The organism is Nitrospirillum viridazoti CBAmc, from assembly GCF_000730165.1.
Lineage (GTDB): Bacteria > Pseudomonadota > Alphaproteobacteria > Azospirillales > Azospirillaceae > Nitrospirillum > Nitrospirillum viridazoti.
The window spans coordinates 2,819,147-2,838,087 of record NZ_CP022110.1 but is presented as its reverse complement, the minus strand read 5'-3'; the positions used below and the strand labels follow the sequence as shown (position 1 = coordinate 2,838,087).

Sequence of the window (18,941 nt, the reverse complement as noted above, 5' to 3'; positions counted from 1 at the left end):
GTGGCGGCCAGCAGCCAGTCCTTGGGGATCAGTTGCTTGCCCTCTCACGCGCCGTCGTGGGCCAGCAGGCGGCCCAGGCGGCCATAGTCGCGCAGGGTGGCGTTGAAGCCGGAACAGCCGATCTCCTGCCCGCTGGCGTCCACCTCCCATCGCGCCTCGGCCTCCGCCCCCATGGGCTGCCAGACCTTGGTGGTCAGGTAATCGGACAGGGACCGGCCGGTGGCGTGGCGCACCACGGTAGCCAGCGCCTCACTATCACCGCAGGAATATTGGAAATGGCTGCCAGCGGGGGTGGTGCGGGCGTACTTGGCCAGCGCCGTTCCCTCATCCACCCCGCTGTGGATGTCCTGGTACAGGCCGCGCGGCTCCGCATCCTCGAAGGCCACGCCGGACGACATCTGCAGCAGCGCCTTCAGCGGCGTCTGGCCATAGGCGCTGCCCTTCAGGGTGGGGACGTAGGCTTCGGCCGGGTCGTCGATACCCTTGACGCGTCCGTCGGCGATGGCGGCCCCCAGCAGCAGGCTGACCAGGGTCTTGGCCATGGATTGCGAGGTGAAGCGGTCCTTGTCCGTGCGGCCGTACTGGTACCGTTCCACCAGGATGATGTCGTCCTTCAGGATCAGCAGGCCGGTGGCCGGCACCCGCGCCATGTAATCCGCCAGGCCCAGCACCGGACCGTCCTTCAGGTGCAGGATGTCGGGCACGTAGTGCAGTTCCGGCTCCGCCGCCGCCCGCCGGAAGGCCCAGGGCTTGGCCGCCGCCGGCAGGGTGTGGGTCTTCACCAGGCTGTCGTAATGGCTGAAGCCCCAGACCATGTGGGGCTTCTCATACCAGTTGTCCCAGGTGCCGGCGGGATAACCCTGGGCCTGGCCATAGGCGGCGGCGTCCGGGCCGCCGGGCTCGAAGGTCTGGGCCTTTGCGGAAGGGGCCAGCAGTGACGCCGTCAGCGCGGCGGCGATCAGTCCAGTACGGCGCATCAGGCATCCCCCTCTTCAGATGTCGGGTTGTCCGGCCCCAGGTCGGCATCGGCCAGCCTGTCCATCAGGCCGGCCGCCAGGCGCAGCAGCTCGCGCTCCGTCGGGGTCAGGGTGGTGATCAGGGCGCGGGCCAGGGCGGTGCGCCGGCCGTGCACGTCGCCGAACAGGGCCCGGCGGCCGGTATCGGTGATTTCGATGCGCACCTGGCGGCGATCCACCGCGTCGGGCCGGCGGGCGATGTGGCCTTGTCCTTCCAGGTCGGCCAGCAGGCGGGTCAGCGACTGCGGCTGGATGCGCAGGTAGGCGGCCAAGGCCGTGGCCGTGGCCGGCCCCTCCCGGTGCAACTGGCCCAGCACGCCCAGCTTGGTCGTGCTCATACCCTCCGCCGGCCGGTTGGCCAGTAGGCGGCGGGACAGGGCGGCGGTGCTGCGGTGCAGCCGCCGCGCCGTTTCCAGCGCCGCCGCGAAGATATCGTCGTGTTCGCTCATATACCAAGCTATGGCTTAGTATATTGTCGGGGTCAACAGGGGATTTCTCAGGGATCGGCGACATTTGTGATAAGCCGTCCTTCTCAAAGACCGGGCCGGTGGTTTCAACCGATGGAAAACTCCATCCTGAAACGACCAAGTAAAAAATAAGATTATGATTCCGCTGCGGTGCGGCGAATTTTTGGTGTGATTAAAGGTGGGACGGGATCGCTGCCGTGGCAATTGGTCGCGACTGTGCGCAGATCTTGATTGTCTGGGCCAAATATGCCTTTTTTCATACAACATAAGCGTAAGAATGCCCGCTACGGGGCCCGGTACCGCATATCCTGGTATTCCCATCATAAGACTCGGCTTGGAATTCCCTGATAACGTCATGTGGGCCGTCCCGTGGACCCTTCCATTCAAAATGGCGCCCGGCTTCCTTCTGGCCGCCTTGGAGAAACGACCATGGTGGCGCTTCCCGAAACCGCCAACGGCACCGTCACCGACAGGGCGGGTCCCCAGCCGGGGGAGCGTGGCTTGCGCGCCCGGTGGCGCCGCGCCCGCTTCATGGCGCCGGCCGACATCGGCCTGTTCCTGCGCAGCGCCAAGACGGACGGCGCCATCGGCCGCTGGCGGGGTGAGGTCGGCCAGCGCGCCGCGTTCGAGAACGCTTACGGCACCTTCGGCGACCCGTGGGCATCGGGCAGCGACCGCTATCGCTACCAAGGCTGGAAGTATGACCGCGTCGTCGACTGCCTGCCCCCCGGGCGCCGGTTCAGCCGCGCGCTGGATCTGGGCTGCGGGCTGGGGTTGCTCAGCACCAGGCTGGCGGCCCGTGCCGACGCCGTGGTCGGGATGGATATCGCCCAGGCGGCGGTGGACCGGGCGGCCGCGCGTGCCGCCGCCCACGCCCATGTCAGTTTCCGCCAGGGCGATGTCCTGGACCTGCCGCGCGACCTGGATGGCCAGTTCGACCTGGTGGTGATCGCGGACACGCTCTACTACCTGCCGCCGCCCATCACGCCCGCCCTATTGAAGGGGGTGGCGGCGCGGGTGGCCGACTTGCTGGCCCCCGGAGGCGTCTGCCTGCTGGCCAACCACTACTTCTTCGCCGCTGATCCGGAGTCGCGGCTGTCCCGGCGGATCCATGAGGCCTTCGCCTGGTCGCCGCGCTTCCATCTGGTGCGGGAAAGCCGCCGCCCCTTCTATCTGGTCAGCCTGCTGGACCATCAGCCCTGAGCGGATGGCCCGGCCGCGCCTTCGGCCTGCTGCCGCTGAATCTGGCTCTGCATCCCACGCAGCCAACGGTCGCGCAGGATGGCGGGACGATCGGGATAGCGCTCGTCCAGGAAGTCGGCGGCTGTCACCCGGTCGGCGCGGAAGTGGCGGAAGTCCTGGCGCAACTCGCACCAGGCCACCAGCAGGCGCACGGTCTGAAAATAGGCGACGGTGACGGGCCAGACGACGCGGTCGCTGGGCCGGCCAAGCTCATCGGCGTAGCTCAGGCGGATCTTGCGCCCGGCGTGGATCCAGGCGCGGGTGCGCGCCATGTCCAGGCCATCCGGCGCGGCGGCCGGTGGGTGTGGCGGCATGCGCGTCGCCGGCTCCAGCACATAGGGGCGCAGGCGGTCGGGCACGGCGGCGGCGATCTTGGCGATCAGATCCTGGGCGGCCCGCGCCAGGGCGGGGTCGGCCTGGGTGCTGACCCACTGGGCGCCCAGGACGGCGGCCTCGATCTCATCCGGGGTCAGCATCAGGGGCGGCAGGTCGTACCCCTCGTCAAGCACATAGCCGATGCCCGCCTCCCCCCGGATGGGCACCCGCTGGGCCATCAGGTCGGCGATGTCGCGATAGACGGTGCGCTTGGACGTCTCCAACTCCGCCGCGATGGCGTCGGCCGTCAGGGGACGGCGCGTGCGGCGCAGGATCTGGATGATCTGGAACAGGCGGTCGGCGCGTCTCATGGGGGCATCCTGGTGTCACGCTGCTGACAGCATGTTGGCAGCAGGATGGCAGTAGAACGGGGGCATCCACAAGCCACCGTCCCCCAAGCCACTGCCCCCAAGGAAAACCGCCATGACCGCCACCCAGAGCAACTCCAGCCAGCCCATTACCCTCTACACCGGCGGCGCCCTGTTCGGCCTGCCCGACGCCAGCCCCTTCTGCATCAAGGCGGAGGTGCAGCTGAAGATGGCCGGGGTGCCCTATGTGAAGGCTCAGGGCATGCCCGACCAGGGTCCCAAGGGACAGATCCCGTATATCGAGGATGACGGCACCCGTCTGGGCGACAGCACCTTCATCCGCGCCCATATCGAGAAGACCTACGGCGTGGATCTGGACGCCGGCCTCACGCCCCAGCAGCGGGCGCTGTCCTGGACCATCGAGCGTCTGCTGGAAAATCAGCTGTACTGGACCGTGGTGTACAGCCGTTGGCTGATTCCGGAGAACTTCGCCAAGGGCCCGGCCCAGTTCTTTAACCGCGTGCCGGAAGCCATGCGGGAAACCCTGCGTCAGCAGGTGCTGGAACGGGTGACCAACAATGTGCGCGCCGCCGGTCCCGGGCGTCATTCGGATGCGGAGATCGCGGATCTCTGCGACCGCTCCCTGTCCGCCCTGTCCCTGCTGCTGGGCGACCAGCCCTACTTCCTGGGCGACCGGACCACGGCGGTGGACGCCACGGCGGTGGACGCCACGGCGCTGGGCGTGCTGGCCAGCCTGCTGACGCCCTACTTCGATACGGAGGTGCGTCGCCGGGTGCTGAAGTATCCCAACCTGCTGGCCTACACCGACCGGCTGATGGCGGAATTCTATCCTGATTTCGCCTGGGAACCGGCGGTCGCGGCGGCGTAAAGGAACCGCCGTCAGCTTCGCCTGTTAGGGCCCTGCCTCCATAACCCCAAGGAAGCAGGGCGCCCATGCTGGTTCAGCCGGTGGATTATTTCCTGGCCGCCTGGTTTGTCCTGGCGCTGGCGTCGGCCGTGTATGTCGGTATCGACCAATATCGCCACAACCCGGAACCGCCGGTGATGAAGTGGGGCTTCATCCTCATCACCCTCTATCTCGGACCTCTCGGCCTTTTGCTGTACGTGCTGGTCGACAAGGAACCCCGGCCTGGCGTGCATGAGGCGTTCATCCGGCCCCTGTGGAAGCAGGGGGCCGGCTCCACCATCCACTGCGTGGCGGGGGACGCTACCGGCATCGTACTGGCGGCCGTGGTGACGGCGGCGTTCGGCCTGCCCATGTGGCTGGACCTGATCGTGGAATATCTGTCCGGGTTCGCCATGGGGCTGTTCATCTTCCAGTCGCTGTTCATGCGGTCGGCCATGGGCGGCGGCTATTGGCAGAACGTGCGTGGCAGCTTCCTGCCGGAATTCATCAGCATGAACTTCATGATGGCCGGCATGGCACCGGTCATGTGCTTCCTGATGATGGGGCGCGACATGCGCGCCATGGAACCGGCGGAACTGCTGTTCTGGGGCACCATGGCGCTGGGCGTCGGCGCGGGGTTCGTCACGGCCTACCCCGCCAATGTCTGGATGGTGGCCCGGGGGATGAAGCATGGGTTGATGACCCAGCGGGAAGGAAGCCACCATCGTCATGAGATGAAATCCGACGCCACTGCTTCCCAGGTGGCCGCGCTGGGTGGCGTGTCGCTGCTGGCGCTGGTCACCGGCATGGCGGCGCCGGCCAACTGGCTGAATCTGGACGTGTCGGCGCGCGACGTGGGTGGGGCCATAATGCCACCCGGCATGGTCATGGACCGCGATACCCCGGCCGAAGCGATGCGCGACATGGCCGCCGTGGATCCGCGCCGGGTGACGGCGGCTTTTGGTATCGACGCCATGGGCGACCGTGCGTTGCCCTACCGGCTGGAGGACGGGGTGAAGGTCTTCGACCTGCGCGCGTCCGTCATCCGCTGGACCATCCTTCCCGGCGTCACCGTTGACGCCTATGCCTATAACGGCCAAGTCCCCGGGCCGCGCATCCATATCCGGCAGGGTGACCGGGTGCGCATCAACGTCACCAACGCGCTGCCGGAACCCACCACCGTCCATTGGCATGGCCTGACGGTTCCCAACGCCATGGATGGACCTGCCTGGGTGACGCAGCCGCCCATCCCGTCCGGCGGGCGGTTCAGCTACGAATTCACGGCTGGCCAGCACGGCACCTATTTCTACCACCCGCACGCCAACCCAGACCGCACGCAGGCCCTGGGGCTGTACGGCGCGCTGATCATCGACCCCGCCGACCCTAAGGACGAGGTGCCGGCCGACCATGACTATGTGATCCAGCTGCAGGAATGGCTGCGGCGCGATGGGCTGACCTTCCCCGCCATGCCCATGGACGGCGGCCATCCCAATTATTTCACCATCAACGGTCGTGCCTATCCCGCGACGGAAACGGTGCGCATGAAGGTGGGTGAAACGCTGAAGGTGCGCTTTATCGGCACCAACACCGGCTTCATCCATCCCATGCACATCCATGGCGGGCCCTTCCTGGTCGTGGCCCGCGATGGACAGACGCTGCCGCCGCCCGCGCGGTATGAGGCGGACACCGTGAATGTGGGGCCAGGCCAGCGCTACGACGTCATCTGGACGGCGCGCCTGCCGGGGAAATGGCTGATCCATTGTCATATTCCCCATCACACCACCAACAACAATACCGAATCGCAGGGCGGCGGCGGCTTGATGGTGGTGATCGACGTTCAGCCCTGAGATCCGGTTTCCGTGATGTGCAGGACGGAAACGGACGCCCCCCCATTCGCCTATCCTTCGCGGAACACCAGTTCCAGAAGGATGGCGCCGCCGCCCGCGCTGGGGGGCGTGCGGATGAACAGCCGCCGTTCCCCCAGGTCGGGAAGGTCCATGGTGGAATAGGGGATGGCCAGGCCCTCCAGCCTGGCCCGCAGGGCCCAGTAACGTTCCGACTGGCCATCCATGCGGAAGGCCACATGGTCCAGCATCTCCCCTGCCCGGCCCACCGGGGCGCCCGATCCGGGGATCAGATGCACGATGGGGGCGTCCCCGGCGTACAGCCAGTACCCGGGGAAGTCGAAGGGCGGGCGATAACCAGGCCTCAGGTCCAGCACCCTCTCCAGGAAGGATCGGGTGCCTTCCAGGTCAGCGGTGCGCAGGGTGGCGTGGTCCAGCTGCATGGCCGCCTCCGCCTCAGATCGTCTCGGTTTCGCGCACGGTCAGCGGGCTGCCGGCGGCGAAGCGGGCGATCTCATCCTTGCGCAGGAAGGTCACGCCGGGGTGGCTCTTGGCGTAGGTCAGGAACTTGTCCCACACCCGCACCATCTGCGGCGTGCCGCTGATGCGGTCATGCGCGCTGATGGACATCATGCGGCGGCGGTGGCCCGCCTCCTCATACAGCTGGTCGAAGTCCAGCGTGACCTGCTCCAGGAACTGGGTGGGCGTGTAGTTGCGGCCCTCGATCAGCACGATGTCGTTGTTGCGCAGGGTATAGGGCACCACCACGAAGTCATGGCCGTTCACCTGCTCGATGAAGGGCTCGTCCCGGCTGACGTCATCGATGTGGTAGAGGTAGCCCAGCTCCTGCAGCAGCGGCAGGGTGTAGGGCCCGCGGCGCAGCCAGTTGGCGTTGTAGCCCACCGGCGTCTGGCCGGTGACCTCCGCCACCATGGTGCGGGCGTCGGTCAGAAACTGGCGCTCCTCCTCCCGGCTCATGGCGTATTCGGAACTCCAGCGCGGGCCGTGGCCGGCGGCCTCATGGCCGCGCTTGACGATCTCGCGCGCCAGGTTCGGGTTCTTGCGCACCGCCTCGCCGATCATGTGCGAGGTGACCTTGACGCCGTGCTTGTCCCACAGGTCCAGCATGCGCGGCACGCCCTCGCGATAGCCATAGGCGAACCAGGTGTTGGCGACCGCGTCGCTTGGCACACTGTCGGGGAAGTCCACCTTGGGGAAGGGGCTGTCGGTGCCCTTCAGCGGCTGGCCGCCGGCCTCGAACTGCATGGACACGCTGATGACCAGACGGGTGTCGCCGGGCCAGAAGCCGCCTTGAGATTTGGTCTCCTGGGATTTGGCGGCCGTGGGCTTGGTGGCGGGGGTCTTGGTTTCGGCGGCGCCGGCGGCGGCGCCGCCCATCGCCATGCCGGCGGCCAGCAGGCCGGCACCGGCGCCGGCATGGGTCAGGAAGCTGCGGCGGCTGGCGGTGATGTCGGTGGTCATGGCTGGTTGCTCCTTTTACTGGGCCACCACACCCAACTGGCGCAGCAGGGTCAGGTTGTCTTCGATGTGCCAGTTCTCGGCGATGCGGCCGTCCTGGACGCGGTAGAGGTCGGTGGCGATGAAATCGACCACCTGGCCCTTGCCCGGCACCTCGCCGAAATGGCCAGTGAAATGGCCCTGGAAGCGGAAGTGCACCGTCACCCGGTCACCGGCCACGACCAGCTGTTCGACGCTGGCGGTCAGGTCGGGGATGGCGGCCCGCACGAAGGCGGAGGCGGCCAGCGGCCCCGGCACGCCCTGGGCGCGGCCCGGCGGCAGCGTACGGTCGGTGAAGTCCGGCGCCAGGGCGGCGCGGGCCATGGCCTCGTCGCCTGAGGACCAGAAGGTGGCGTAGCGGCGGGCCGCCAGGATTTCCGCGTCGGCCTGCGCCTTGGGCAGGCTGGCGTCGATGGTCAGGTGTTTGGGCTGGACCAGGGTGTCGGCGGCGAAGGCCACCGGGGTGGCTGCGGACAGCGCCAGGGCCAGGACGGTGCCCCGGACCAGGGAGGGGGACATTTGCGCGCTCCATCAGGGGGTGAATTCGATGGCCTGACGGTACGCGCTTTAGATGTTCGCAAGAATACGCCATAGTCGGCAAGGTCTGTTGTGTTATACGCAAGAATATGGCCGACACTTTTTCCGATATGGCGACCTTCGTCCGCGTGGTTGAGGCGGGCAGCCTGTCCGCCGCGGCCCGCGACCTGGGACAATCGCTGGCCGTCATCAGCCGCCGCGTCAGCGGGCTGGAGGAACGGCTGGGCGTGCGCCTGCTGAACCGCACCACCCGCACCCTGGCCCTGACGGAGGAGGGGGCGGCCTACCACGTCCGTTGCGTCCGCATCCTGGCGGAGGTGGAGGAGGCGGAGATGGAGGCGACCAAGGGCCGCCACACCGCCAGCGGCCTGCTGCGCCTGACTTCCACCGTGGCCTTCAGCCGCCACCTGGCGCCCCTGCTGCAGGAATTCCAGGCGCTGCACCCCGGCTTGCAGGTCCACCTGCATGCCGCCGACACCTTGTTCAACATCATCGACAACGGTTTCGACCTCGCCATCCGCTTCGGCGCGCTGGCGGACAGCAGCCTGATCGCCCGCCAGCTGGCGCCCAACCGGCGGGTCATCTGTGGCGCCCCATCCTATCTCGACCGCCGGGGCCGGCCGCAGGGGGTGGAGGATCTGCTGGTCCATGACTGCCTGCTGTTTGGCGACCCGCCACCCGACCAATGGACCTTCGCCGACGGGCGCAGCGTCCGCGTGCGCGGCCCTCTCAGCAGCAATGACGGCGAACGGGCCCATGCCTGGGCGCGGGCTGGGGCCGGCCTAGTGCTGAAATCCATCTGGGACGTGCATGAGGATATCGCCGCCGGCCGGCTGGAGGTGGTGCTGCCCCATCTGCCGCTGCCGGCCGCCCCGCTGCACGCCGTCTATCCCCATAGCCGCCACGCCGCGGCCAAGGTGCGGCTGTGCGTGGATTTCCTGGCTGACCGCTTGCGGCGGATGACGCCGGCCTTGGCTGATCATTCATGAAAGCGGAATAATGGTATCAGTTCATGGCCATTTTTCCCAGGAACGCTGAAGCGTAATCCTTTGGGTGTCGGGGCCGGCGATGACGCCAAGGCCCTCCTCCCAAAGGAAAGGATGCGCATCATGGCCCGTTTAGCGAACAAGACCGCCCTGATCACCGGCGGCACCAGTGGCATCGGCCTGGAAACGGCCCGCCAGTTCATCAATGAGGGCGCCCGCGTCGCCGTTACCGGCAGCAGCGCCGCCAGCGTGGCCCAGGCCCGTGAGGCGCTGGGCGACCAGGCCCTGGTCATCCAGGCCGACGCGGGCGACGTGGCCGGCCAGCAGGCCATCGCGGCCCAGGTGCGCCAGGCCTTCGGCACGCTGGACGCGGTTTTCATCAACGCCGGCGTGGCCGACTTCCGCCCGGTGGAGGCCTGGGACGAGGCGGGCTTCGACCGCTCCTTCGCGGTGAACGTGAAGGGCCCTTACTTCCTGATCCAGGCCCTGTTGCCCCTGTTGGCCAACCCGGCTTCCATCATCCTGAACACCTCGATCAACGCCCACATCGGCATGCCCAACTCCAGCGTCTACGCCGCCACCAAGGCCGCGCTGATCTCCATGGCGCGCACCCTGTCGGGGGAACTGATCGGCCGGGGCGTGCGCGTGAACGCCGTCAGCCCGGGCCCCATTTCCACGCCGCTTTACGGCAAGCTGGGCCTGGCTGAGGCAGACCTGAAGGCCATGGCCGCCGGCATCCTGGCGCAAATCCCCGCTGGCCGCTTCGGCGACCCGGTGGAGGTGGCCAAGTACGTGGTCTTCCTGGCGTCCGACGAGTCCCGCTTCACCGTGGGCAGCGAGTTGGTCATCGATGGCGGCATGAGTACGCTGTAAGGCCGAAGGACGGCGCCGGGCGGCCTTGATAAGGTCGCCCGGCCCGCCGTTCCTGGTGCTTGAGAGACCCCGTATGACCCTGTCCGTGCCCAGCCGTTTCCCCCGCCTCATCGGCTCGTTCGGTTTGCAGGGCAGCGGTTCGACCTGGGTCTACAACGTCATCCACGCAGTGCTGGAAACATCGGATGTCCGCATCGCCCGCTTCTTCGCCAACGATTTGACGCACGAGAACATCCTGGCGTTGCGCGGGGCGGATGTCGTCCTCGTGAAGGCGCATGAGCCGTCCGCGGCCCTGCTGGCGACCTGCCTGTTCGCGGGCGCTCCGGTCATCGTCACCGTCCGCGACCCGCGCGATGCCGTCGTCTCCCTCATGGAGCGGTTCGGGCATTCCTTCCAGGAGGCGGCGGACGAGGTGCGCAACAGCGCCCGCTATCTGATGCGCCTGGTGGCGGACTGCCCGGTCTGGGTGCTGCGCTATGAAGACGACTTCATGGAGGCGGCGGCCACCGTTTCCAAGATCGCCACCCATGTCGGCGTGGAAATAAGCGACCAGGTTGCCGATGCGATCTTCCAGGCTCACGCCAAGGGCGAGGTGGTGCAGCGGATTGGCCGCTTCATCCAGGAGGGCCGCATGGGCGACGACAACCCGCGCCTGCAGTTCGACGCGGCGTCCCACTGGCATCCCAACCATGTCGGCGACGGCCTGGTGGGAAAGTACGTGGGGAAGCTGACCATCGACCAAATCATGGCCGTCGAGATCGCCGGCCGGGACTTCATGGAACGGTTCGGCTACGTCCCCCTGACCAGCAGCCTGCCCTCCGGCTATGCCATCGACTTCGGCCCGTCGGGGTGCGTGAACCGCAGCGTGGCGCACGGCTTTTTCCGTCCGGAAATCTCAGGCGGTGACGGCGTTATGTGGGCCCGGACGGCGACGGCCAGCGTCGATTATCCCCTGGCTGCCGACGCCACCTGGGCTCGCGGCGCCATCGACCTGGTCCTGGCGCCCGCTTTCCGGCACGCCGCCGGCGAGGCCGAGATGGAAATCCAGGTTTGCGGTCGGATGATTGCGGTGTTGCGGTCGGGGCCGGCGGATGAGGACAAGGTGCGGCTGACCTTCGCGCTGGAGCGGGACGAGATACCGGCCGACGGCCGTCTTGAACTGGTGTTCCGCACCACGAACGCGATGAGCGCCGCCGCGCTGGGCCTGTCCCATGACGACCGCAAGCTGGCCGTCGGCATCCGCCGCCTGGCTGTGGAATACGGCGCCTAGCTGTATTCAACCAGGCTGGCGGACAGGGGGGTGGAGGCCAGCAGGGTTTCGGCGGCGGCGACCACCTCGGCGGGGCTGACCCCGGTTATGCAATGCGCGGTGTGCCGTGACACGCAGCCCTGGGCGCAGGCCGGGTCGGCGGGGGTGGCGGGGCGTACGATGCGGTGCGGCACGCCCACGGGCCCGAAGCGGCGGGGCGCGTTCTCATGGTTGTCCGGCGCCGTCAGCGGATGGCAGGAGATTTCGACCACCGGCACGGCCACGGCCGCCGCCATGTGCATCAGGCCGGAATCGTTGCCGATGTACAGGGCCGCGCGCTCCAGCACGGCGGCCGATTTGCGCAGGTCCAGCCGGCCCGCCAGATTGTGTGCGCGGCTGCCCAGGGCCTGCGCAATGGCGGCGGCGTCGCCGGCCACGTCCGTGCCGCCCAGCAGCGCGAACATCAGGTCGTGACGTCCCGCCAGCGTCCGCGCCGCCGTGACCACCTGATCCACCGGCCAGCGCCGGCGCCCGGTCGAGGCGCCCAGGCCCAGCGCCACCAGGGTGCGGCCGGCCATGGGCGGCACCGTCGTCCAGGCCGTGGCGCGGTCCACCTCGTCCAGGTGGATGTCGCAGCGCGGCTCAGATGATGTCGGGACCGCCCCGCCGCCGCTGACTGCCCGCATCAGCGCGCCCATCACCTCCACCTCGTGGCAGGGGGCGGGAATGGTCACCACGTCCGTCATCATGGCGGTGAAGGCGGCGTTGAAACGGGTGAGGTCGGGCATGCGCGGGCTGGTCAGGCCATAGCGGCGCGGCACGCCGGCCAGCACCGCGAGGTGGTTGGCCAGGTAATAGTCGGGCATCAGGCGGGGGATGATGGTGGCGTCTACCCCCTGCAGGAACGCGACGGCCTGGTCGATCGTGGCCTCCAGCCAGGCCGTGGCTTCATCGGGGGCCAGCCAGGGCAGGCGCACCGGCACCAGCAGCGTGCGGTCGATGCGCGGGTCGCGGGTCACCAGGTCGCGCACGCGGGCCCCCGCCATCAACCCGATTTCGCCTCCGAACCAGGGCCGCAGGGTGCGCAGGAAGGATGTCAGCAGGACGCTGTCGCCGATGGAATCCAGCTTCAGGATGCCCAGCCGGCCCTGCGGCGGCAGGGGACGGGCCCGCTGGTCGGGTGGGATGAAGGGGGCGAGGGCGGCGGCGAGGCGATTGGTCAGACGGGACAGGGCGGCGTCGATGGCGCGCTTGGCCGCGCGCGTCCGGTCTTCGCCATCGTCGGGCGCCTCATCCAGAACGGCGAAGGCGTCGCTCTGCGCGCCACCGGCCAGCGCCAGCAGATCGCGCGCGGCCATGCGGCCCCGGTGCTGGTCGGCGCCGCTGGCTTGGGCCAGGGAGGGCAGGACCAGACCGCCCGCTGGCAGGTTGGCGACGGGCAGGCCGGCCCCGACGGCGCGCAGCACGACATGATGGCCGATCCAGCGGTCCAGCGGAACGGGGGCGTCGCCGACACAGGCGGGCAGGGCGCCCACGGGCAGCAGCACGGGGCCGAAATAATGCTCCGGCCGGTCCAGCCGGTCGGCCCGGTCCAGGCGGTACAGCGGGCCGATCACCGGCAGCAGGCGGACGACCCCGACGTCGGTGGACGCCGGTGGCGGGGAGGCGGGCAGCGCGATCAGGCCATCGTCACTGCACAGCAGCAGGGCCGGTACCGCCATGTCCCGGGCCAGGGCCGCCAGACCGGCGGCGTCGACGGTGTCCCCCTCCAGGACGCGGCACCGCTCGTCCGGAATAACCAGCGGGTGGCCAGGCACTCGCAGGACGGTGACCGGCACGCCGGCTGGAATGCGGCGCAGCAGGTGGTGCATGACGCGCGGGCCCAAGCGCCCCACGCGCAGCACGACGCCGTAAGAACGCGTCAACCCCCATTCCCCCATGGACCATTGTCACTTCAACCCGGAGGCGGTTGGCCCCCGGCCGGATCCGTTAGCGGATCGATGAATGATACGAGGGGGAGCGTATTTACCCGGTGGTAGAGTCGCAATAATTAGTGCGACAAAATGCGTGCTTTACATTTACTGAATTAGTAATAGTCATATAACTCTGCAATTAATATAGCGAATATTATACAGCCTTTAAGTCTATTAAATTAGTAATAATGTGAGCAATTTTACAACTATTTTAGGCCATGTAGGACCGTTAATCGGCGGGTCCAGTACGGTTTCCCAGAGGCAGTGAGATGGTGAAACAAGACAGCGGCTTTCTTGGGGAATCCACGGCGGGCCGAGCGCGCGGCAATAGGCCAGGGCCAGCTCTGCGACCATCAAGCGGATGCGGCGGGCCCTTCACAGGGGGCGGCGGGGAGCAGGGGCTGGAAAGGATTTGCGGAAATGGCAAAGACCCGGCGGTGGCCTCGTGTTATTCACGAGGGCTTCATCCCAGGCAGCGCTCAATTCGTTTGGAATAAGAGGCCGGAAGAACTCGACGGCCTGATCTGACTATTCGTCCGTTACTTGAGACGAATGGCGCGCCCGGAAGGACTCGAACCTCCAACCCCCAGATTCGTAGTCTGGTGCTCTATCCAATTGAGCTACGGGCGCTTTTTCGTCTCACCGGTGTTGGCCGGTGAGGTGGGTGCTTGTAGAGGATGATCGGGGGGGACGCAATAGCTTTTTTGGGTCCCGTTGCATTTTCTTTTCGATGGCCTCTCCCACCCCGCAAGCCGAGCGGGACGCCGGTGCGTCGCGATGCATTGTCCAGACGGCGGGGATGGGCTATCTACCCAATTCTCCACCTTTGTGAACATTTTTGACCGTTTCGCGGAGCGCCGCCCCCATGTCGTCCCATCACGCCGATACCGCCAAGAACTTCCCCGTCACCTGGGAAGAGTTGCACCGTCATGCCAAGGCGCTGGCCTGGCGCATCAGCGACAAGGGGCCGTGGAAGGGCATCGTCGCCATCACCCGCGGCGGCTTGGTGCCGGCCGCCATCCTGGCGCGCGAGCTGAACATCCGCCTGATCGACACCATCTGCATCAGCAGCTACGACCACCAGAACCAGCGCACCGCCCAGAACCTGAAGGCGCCGGTGGCGGTGGAGGGTGAGGGCGAGGGCTGGCTGATCGTCGACGATCTGGTCGACACCGGCAAGACCGCCGCCATCGTGCGCAACATGATGCCCAAGGCGCACTTCGCCACCATCTACGCCAAGCCCGCCGGCCGCCCGCTGGTCGACACCTTCATCACCGAGGTGTCGCAGGACACCTGGATCCACTTCCCCTGGGACTTGAACCCCATCGCCTACATGCAGATCCGCAACGACTGAGCGCTTGTGGCTTCCGACCAGACGAACGGCCCCGCCGGGTACGCCCGGCGGGGCCGTTCGCGTTTCAAGGGAAGCGTGCACCCGTTTGCCTTTTTCCTAGGACGCGACCGCGTCCGCCGGAGGGAGCACCGCAGGGCGCAGCGAGGACAGCCGAGGGCCGGACGGCCCGCTGGCGCCTGAAGCGAACTAAAAACCCCGCGCCCGCAGGGAACCTACTTACTCTCCGGCGCCACCACGTCGCTCAGGTGCGGTGTGTCCGGGTCGGCGATGATGGCGCGCAGGGCCGAGCGGTCCTGCGGCAGCTTGCCCAGAGGCACGTCCATCAGGGTGTCGGCGCGGGTGCTGATGGGCACGGGCTTGCCGTAGATGGCGTTCAGCCGGTCGTATTCCGCGCGGTGGAAGGCATCGTCCTCCTCATAGCTGGGGTAGGCGCGCGGAGTGATGATGATGTCTTCCTGCCGCGTCGCCGTCTCGGCCCCGCGGCGCGGGCCCGGCGCCGGCACGGTCACCGTCTGGGTGGTGGCGGTGGGCTGGGCGGTGGTGGTCTGCTGCGCCCCGGCGGGCGCGGCCAGCAGCGCGCCAGTCAGCAGCACGGAAGTCAGCAGCGCGGCGGTCACGGTTGGGAGGTAGGCAGGGCGGGTCGGCATGGCATCGGTCTCCTCTGATGCCGGCCTCGCGTAAGGCCGGACGGTGAAGGAATCCGCGACCGCGAAGGAAAGGCCGCCCGGGACCCTGGGCGGGTCGCGGGAGGGCGGCGGCGGGTAAGCCACTTGAGACCGTTAATATAGGGAAGCCCGGAACTTATTCCCAGACCGCCAGGGCGCTTATTCCCAACCGCCTAGCAGGGGGCGCATGCGCTTGCTGTCCACGTTGCGGATCTTCTGCCGGCCGTGGACATGGGTGGGCGCGGGCTCGACCGGGCCGCCCGCGCGTACCGGCCGCTCGGCGAAACGGCCCAGCGAGATCATGCGGTCGTACATGACGATGGCGGCGGCCACGGCCACGTTGACGCAGAACTTGATGGGGATCTTGATGACGTGGTCGCAGCGCGCCTGCATGGCCGGCGACAAACTGCCGCGCTCCGGCCCCAGGACGTAGGCCGCCCGCAGGGGGTGGCGGAAGCTGGGCAGGTCCACGGCGTCGTCCGTCAGCTCCACACCCACCAGGGTGCAGCCTTCCGGCAGGGCCATGGCCGAGACGCTGGGATAGGTGTAGAGCGGGACGTGATCCTGGCCGCCCGAGGTGTCGACCCGGTTCATCTCATCCAGGTCCAGGGCGGCGTTCACGGTGAACACAAAGCTCGCCCCGAACGCATGGCCGGAGCGCATGATGGTCCCGATGTTGCCCGACTTGCTGATCCCCTCGGCGCCCAGGGCGAAATATCCACGCATGTCGCGCACCTTGCACAAGGCAAGCCGCTTGGGCAAGGTTCCAGCCCCCCGGGGAACAGGATTGCAGTCATGCCCCGGCCGGGGGAGAACGCGGGCATCAACGAACCCCAAGGGCGGAGCGCCTGGTCATGCACGACCACGACGATCATGAGCATCACCACGGCGACGGCTGCTGCGGCGGGCACGACCATCAGCCCGCCCCCCAGGCCCAGGCGCCCCAAGCCCACGCGACCGTGCGCCAGGTGGACATTCCCGACCGGTCCGACGCGCCCATCCTGGTGGAGGTGACGCGCGGGTCCATGGTGGAATCCCGCCATCGCGGCCGGGTGGTGGTGGTCGATGCCGGCGCCCGTGTGGTGGCCCACTGGGGCGACGTGGACGGCCTGGTCTATCCCCGCTCCTCCAACAAGGCCTTGCAGGCCATCCCCTTGATCGAAAGCGGGGCGGCCGACGCCTACGCCGTGACGGATGAGGAATTGGCGCTCGCCTGCGCCTCCCACCAGGGGGAGGCCATGCACACCGAACGCGTGGCCGCCTGGCTGGACCGGCTGGGCCTGTCGGTGAACGACCTGGAATGCGGCGCCCACCTGCCGACGCATGAGCCCACGGCGGCCGCCCTGCTGGCGGCGGGGCAAAAGCCCACCGCCCTGCACAACAACTGCTCCGGCAAGCACACCGGCTTCCTGGCCGTGGCCAAGCACAAGGGGGAAAAGCTGGCAGGCTACGTCCGGTACCAGCATCCGGTGCAGCAGCGCATCCTGGGCGTCATCGAGCAGGTGACCGGCCATGATCTCAGCCGCGCGCCCTGGGGCGTCGATGGCTGTTCCATCCCCACCATAGGTCTGCCCCTGGGCGCCTTGGCCTTGGGCATGGCCCGCCTGGCCGACCCCGACAGCCTGCCCGACCGGCGGGCGGAGGCGGTGATGCGCCTGCGCCGCGCCTGGGGCAAGCATCCCGAGCTGGTGGGCGGTACCGGCAACTTCGATACCGAGGTCATGCGCGCCGCCAACGCGGCCGTGCTGCTGAAGTCGGGGGCGGAGGGCGTGTGCTGCGCCGTGCTGCCGGAACACGGGCTGGGCATCGCGCTGAAGATCGAGGACGGGGCGCCCCGTGCCGCCGGCCCGGCCATGGCGGCGGTGCTGAAGCGTCTGGGCGTGCTGCCCGACACGGTGTGGGATGGCGTCGCCACCTTGGCCGTCGCCCCGGTCACCAGCCGCAAGGGCGAGATCGTCGGTGAAATCCGGCCCACCGCCGTGGCGGTGGGCTGACCGCTTCCGGATTGATGCGCAAATGAAAACCGCCGCCGAGGTAGCCCCCGGCGGCGGTTTCCGTTTTGGGCTGCCCCGCCCGCTTATTTAGTGGATGGACTCGCCGTGCAGGGCGATGTCCAGACCGTCGCGCTCGATGTCCTCATCGACACGCAGGCCGATCACCAGGTCGATGATCTTCAGCAGGATGAAGGTGATGACGGCGCACCACACGACGGTGAAGGCCACACCCTCCAGCTGGGTCAGCACCTGGCCGACATTGCCCTCGATCAGGCCCAGCTTCGTGTCCGGCGCATCCTTCAGCGTGGCGGCGAAGGCACCCTCGCTGTTGGCAATGGACATCTTGGCGAACACACCGGTCAGGATGGCGCCCACGATGCCGCCGATGCCGTGCACGCCGAAGGCGTCCAGGCTGTCGTCATAGCCCAGGGCGCGCTTCATGGACGTGGCGGTGAAGAAGCAGATGACGCCGGCGGCGATGCCGATGGCGAAGGCGCCAACGGTATCGACGAAACCGGCGGCCGGGGTGATGGCCACCAGGCCGGCGACGGCGCCCGAGATGATGCCCAGGACCGAGGGCTTGCCCTTCAGGGCCCATTCCACGAACACCCAGGCCAGCGCCGCAGCACCCGTCGCCACCTGGGTCACGGTCATGGCCATGCCAGCGCGCGGACCGGCCGTCAGGGCCGAACCGGCGTTGAAGCCGAACCAGCCCACCCACAGCAGCGAGGCGCCGATGAGGCTCAGCACCAGGTTGTGCGGGCTGAAGTCGGCGTTGGGATAACCCTTGCGCTTGCCGATGACCAGGCAGGCCACCAGGCCGGCGATGCCGGCGTTGATGTGCACGACGGTGCCGCCGGCGAAGTCCAGCACGCCCAGCTTGGCCATGAAGCCGTTGGGATGCCAGACGGTGTGGGCCACCGGTGCGTAGACCAGCAGCGACCACAGGGCGATGAACACCAGCATGGAGGAGAACTTCATGCGATCAGCGAAGGCGCCGGTGATCAGGGCCGGCGTGATGATCGCGAAGGTCATCTGGTACATCATGAACACCGGCTCCGGGATCGTCGGGGCCAGGGCGTGGGTACCGGTCGGGTCCATGCCCGCCAGCAGCACGCGGCTGAAGCCGCCGATGAATTCCTTGGCGTCGGCGGCGTCGCTGGCTGCGGTGAAGGACAGGCTGTAGCCCACCAGCGCCCAGATGACCGTCACCAGGCAGGTGATGGTGAAGCTCTGCATCACCATGGCCAACACGTTGAACTTCCGGACCATGCCGCCGTAGAACAGCGCTAGGCCGGGAATGGTCATCATCAGCACCAAGGCCGTGGACATCAGCATCCATGCCGTGTCGCCGCCGCTGATGGTGGGAGCCGTCGCGGCCGCGGCGGGCGCCGCGGCATCCTGCGCCATGGCCAGCGCGGGCAGGCCCGCCGCCAGCGCGCATGCGCCCAGTCCCAGGAAACGCTTACCCAAACCGCTCATGCCATACCCCATCCCAATCACCGCGTTATCAGTCACCGCCGGCGGTCGAAAGCCGTCACCGGCCCGGTCCGCCGGCCATCCGCGAACCCGCACCCCGAAAAGCGCGCGGCCCCCTCTTTCAAACTTCGTGCCGCGATACATCCGAAAGCTG

The 18,941-nt window shown here is 67.9% G+C and carries 18 protein-coding genes and 1 tRNA gene; 8 read left to right on the top strand and 11 right to left on the bottom strand.

Annotated features, from left to right (window positions below; translation table 11 throughout):
* Nucleotides 1-44: 44 nt before the first annotated feature.
* Together Y958_RS13110 and Y958_RS13105 are read right to left on the bottom strand one after the other, a co-directional pair.
* Nucleotides 45-977 carry a serine hydrolase domain-containing protein gene (locus Y958_RS13110; RefSeq protein WP_088872315.1) on the bottom strand — a complete coding sequence of 311 codons (933 nt, stop codon included), beginning with the start codon at nucleotides 975-977 and terminating at the stop codon, nucleotides 45-47.
* Nucleotides 977-1,465 carry a MarR family winged helix-turn-helix transcriptional regulator gene (locus Y958_RS13105; protein ID WP_088872314.1) on the bottom strand — a complete coding sequence of 163 codons (489 nt, stop codon included), beginning with the start codon at nucleotides 1,463-1,465 and terminating at the stop codon, nucleotides 977-979. Before Y958_RS13105 ends, Y958_RS13110 begins: the two co-directional genes overlap by 1 nt.
* 447 nt (nucleotides 1,466-1,912) lie before the next feature.
* Here Y958_RS13105 and Y958_RS13100 point away from each other — a divergent pair, with 447 nt between their 5' ends.
* Nucleotides 1,913-2,686 (top strand): class I SAM-dependent methyltransferase, encoded by a 774-nt coding sequence (locus Y958_RS13100; protein WP_088872313.1) that lies wholly within the window; start codon nucleotides 1,913-1,915, stop codon nucleotides 2,684-2,686.
* Here Y958_RS13100 and Y958_RS13095 read toward each other — a convergent pair.
* Entirely contained in the window at nucleotides 2,677-3,411 is a 735-nt protein-coding gene (locus Y958_RS13095) for a helix-turn-helix transcriptional regulator (RefSeq protein ID WP_088872312.1), read from the bottom strand. The two genes, Y958_RS13100 and Y958_RS13095, sit on opposite strands and share 10 nt — an antisense overlap.
* Before the next feature lie 112 nt (nucleotides 3,412-3,523).
* On the opposite strand from Y958_RS13095, the gene Y958_RS13090 reads away from it, so the two are divergent.
* Together Y958_RS13090 and Y958_RS13085 are read left to right on the top strand one after the other, a co-directional pair.
* A complete protein-coding gene (locus tag Y958_RS13090) occupies nucleotides 3,524-4,297 on the top strand; it encodes a glutathione S-transferase family protein (protein ID WP_088872311.1) in 774 nt (257 codons plus the stop codon).
* A 65-nt stretch (nucleotides 4,298-4,362) separates the two neighbouring features.
* Entirely contained in the window at nucleotides 4,363-6,162 is a 1,800-nt protein-coding gene (locus Y958_RS13085; RefSeq protein ID WP_088872310.1) for a multicopper oxidase domain-containing protein, read from the top strand.
* A gap of 50 nt (nucleotides 6,163-6,212) precedes the next feature.
* Here Y958_RS13085 and Y958_RS13080 read toward each other — a convergent pair whose 3' ends face one another.
* Genes Y958_RS13080 through Y958_RS13070 form a run of 3 tightly spaced genes read right to left on the bottom strand, consistent with a single transcriptional unit; the run spans nucleotide 6,213 to nucleotide 8,196 of the window.
* Nucleotides 6,213-6,602, bottom strand: a complete 390-nt coding sequence (locus tag Y958_RS13080; protein ID WP_088872309.1) for a VOC family protein — start codon at nucleotides 6,600-6,602, stop codon at nucleotides 6,213-6,215.
* Between the two features lie 13 nt (nucleotides 6,603-6,615).
* Nucleotides 6,616-7,641, bottom strand: coding sequence for a polysaccharide deacetylase family protein (locus tag Y958_RS13075; protein WP_088872308.1), 1,026 nt, complete (start codon nucleotides 7,639-7,641; stop codon nucleotides 6,616-6,618).
* Between the two features lie 15 nt (nucleotides 7,642-7,656).
* A complete protein-coding gene (locus Y958_RS13070) occupies nucleotides 7,657-8,196 on the bottom strand; it encodes an ester cyclase (RefSeq protein ID WP_088872307.1) in 540 nt (179 codons plus the stop codon).
* 128 nt (nucleotides 8,197-8,324) lie between these two features.
* Here Y958_RS13070 and Y958_RS13065 point away from each other — a divergent pair, with 128 nt between their 5' ends.
* The 3 genes from Y958_RS13065 (at nucleotide 8,325) to Y958_RS13055 (ending at nucleotide 11,343) form a co-directional block, all read left to right on the top strand.
* The gene (locus Y958_RS13065) at nucleotides 8,325-9,203 is read left to right on the top strand and encodes a LysR family transcriptional regulator (protein WP_088872655.1); all 879 of its coding nucleotides are present in this window, start codon (nucleotides 8,325-8,327) and stop codon (nucleotides 9,201-9,203) included.
* Between the two features lie 120 nt (nucleotides 9,204-9,323).
* Nucleotides 9,324-10,073, top strand: a complete 750-nt coding sequence (locus Y958_RS13060) for an SDR family oxidoreductase (protein ID WP_088872654.1) — start codon at nucleotides 9,324-9,326, stop codon at nucleotides 10,071-10,073.
* A 73-nt stretch (nucleotides 10,074-10,146) separates the two neighbouring features.
* Entirely contained in the window at nucleotides 10,147-11,343 is a 1,197-nt protein-coding gene (locus tag Y958_RS13055) for a sulfotransferase family protein (RefSeq protein ID WP_088872306.1), read from the top strand.
* On the opposite strand, the gene Y958_RS13050 is transcribed toward Y958_RS13055, so the two are convergent.
* Together Y958_RS13050 and Y958_RS13045 are read right to left on the bottom strand one after the other, a co-directional pair.
* On the bottom strand, nucleotides 11,340-13,247 hold the full coding sequence (locus Y958_RS13050; protein ID WP_145727599.1) for a glycosyltransferase family 9 protein: 1,908 nt from the start codon (nucleotides 13,245-13,247) through the stop codon (nucleotides 11,340-11,342). The genes Y958_RS13055 and Y958_RS13050 overlap by 4 nt on opposite strands.
* A 601-nt stretch (nucleotides 13,248-13,848) precedes the next feature.
* Nucleotides 13,849-13,925, bottom strand: a tRNA-Arg gene (locus Y958_RS13045).
* Nucleotides 13,926-14,160: 235 nt separating this feature from the next.
* Here Y958_RS13045 and gpt point away from each other — a divergent pair.
* A complete protein-coding gene (gene gpt / locus Y958_RS13040) occupies nucleotides 14,161-14,649 on the top strand; it encodes a xanthine phosphoribosyltransferase (RefSeq protein WP_040845989.1) in 489 nt (162 codons plus the stop codon).
* 212 nt (nucleotides 14,650-14,861) lie between these two features.
* Here the strand turns inward: gpt and Y958_RS13035 are convergent, their stop codons facing one another.
* Nucleotides 14,862-15,296 (bottom strand): hypothetical protein, encoded by a 435-nt coding sequence (locus Y958_RS13035; RefSeq protein WP_088872304.1) that lies wholly within the window; start codon nucleotides 15,294-15,296, stop codon nucleotides 14,862-14,864.
* Between the two features lie 177 nt (nucleotides 15,297-15,473).
* Complete coding sequence (locus Y958_RS13030) at nucleotides 15,474-16,076, bottom strand: TrmH family RNA methyltransferase (protein ID WP_425465800.1); 603 nt, start codon at nucleotides 16,074-16,076, stop codon at nucleotides 15,474-15,476.
* A 92-nt stretch (nucleotides 16,077-16,168) separates the two neighbouring features.
* Between Y958_RS13030 and Y958_RS13025 the strand changes: the two genes are divergently transcribed.
* On the top strand, nucleotides 16,169-17,308 hold the full coding sequence (locus Y958_RS13025; RefSeq protein ID WP_088872303.1) for an asparaginase: 1,140 nt from the start codon (nucleotides 16,169-16,171) through the stop codon (nucleotides 17,306-17,308).
* An 87-nt stretch (nucleotides 17,309-17,395) separates the two neighbouring features.
* On the opposite strand, the gene Y958_RS13020 is transcribed toward Y958_RS13025, so the two are convergent.
* Nucleotides 17,396-18,790, bottom strand: a complete 1,395-nt coding sequence (locus Y958_RS13020) for an ammonium transporter (RefSeq protein ID WP_425600663.1) — start codon at nucleotides 18,788-18,790, stop codon at nucleotides 17,396-17,398.
* Nucleotides 18,791-18,941: the final 151 nt, after the last annotated feature.

Excerpts from the sequence above, each read along its gene's own strand:
- Y958_RS13025 (WP_088872303.1), top strand. The coding sequence starts at position 16,169 with ATGCACGACCACGACGATCATGAGCATCACCACGGCGACGGCTGCTGC.
- Y958_RS13080 (WP_088872309.1), bottom strand. The coding sequence starts at position 6,602 with ATGCAGCTGGACCACGCCACCCTGCGCACCGCTGACCTGGAAGGCACC.
- Y958_RS13065 (WP_088872655.1), top strand. The coding sequence starts at position 8,325 with ATGGCGACCTTCGTCCGCGTGGTTGAGGCGGGCAGCCTGTCCGCCGCG.
- gpt (WP_040845989.1), top strand. The coding sequence starts at position 14,161 with ATGTCGTCCCATCACGCCGATACCGCCAAGAACTTCCCCGTCACCTGG.
- Y958_RS13090 (WP_088872311.1), top strand. The coding sequence starts at position 3,524 with ATGACCGCCACCCAGAGCAACTCCAGCCAGCCCATTACCCTCTACACC.
- Y958_RS13100 (WP_088872313.1), top strand. The coding sequence starts at position 1,913 with ATGGTGGCGCTTCCCGAAACCGCCAACGGCACCGTCACCGACAGGGCG.
- Y958_RS13105 (WP_088872314.1), bottom strand. The coding sequence starts at position 1,465 with ATGAGCGAACACGACGATATCTTCGCGGCGGCGCTGGAAACGGCGCGG.
- Y958_RS13085 (WP_088872310.1), top strand. The coding sequence starts at position 4,363 with ATGCTGGTTCAGCCGGTGGATTATTTCCTGGCCGCCTGGTTTGTCCTG.
- Y958_RS13070 (WP_088872307.1), bottom strand. The coding sequence starts at position 8,196 with ATGTCCCCCTCCCTGGTCCGGGGCACCGTCCTGGCCCTGGCGCTGTCC.
- Y958_RS13020 (WP_425600663.1), bottom strand. The coding sequence starts at position 18,790 with ATGAGCGGTTTGGGTAAGCGTTTCCTGGGACTGGGCGCATGCGCGCTG.
- Y958_RS13095 (WP_088872312.1), bottom strand. The coding sequence starts at position 3,411 with ATGAGACGCGCCGACCGCCTGTTCCAGATCATCCAGATCCTGCGCCGC.
- Y958_RS13035 (WP_088872304.1), bottom strand. The coding sequence starts at position 15,296 with ATGCCGACCCGCCCTGCCTACCTCCCAACCGTGACCGCCGCGCTGCTG.
- Y958_RS13110 (WP_088872315.1), bottom strand. The coding sequence starts at position 977 with ATGCGCCGTACTGGACTGATCGCCGCCGCGCTGACGGCGTCACTGCTG.
- Y958_RS13055 (WP_088872306.1), top strand. The coding sequence starts at position 10,147 with ATGACCCTGTCCGTGCCCAGCCGTTTCCCCCGCCTCATCGGCTCGTTC.
- Y958_RS13060 (WP_088872654.1), top strand. The coding sequence starts at position 9,324 with ATGGCCCGTTTAGCGAACAAGACCGCCCTGATCACCGGCGGCACCAGT.
- Y958_RS13075 (WP_088872308.1), bottom strand. The coding sequence starts at position 7,641 with ATGACCACCGACATCACCGCCAGCCGCCGCAGCTTCCTGACCCATGCC.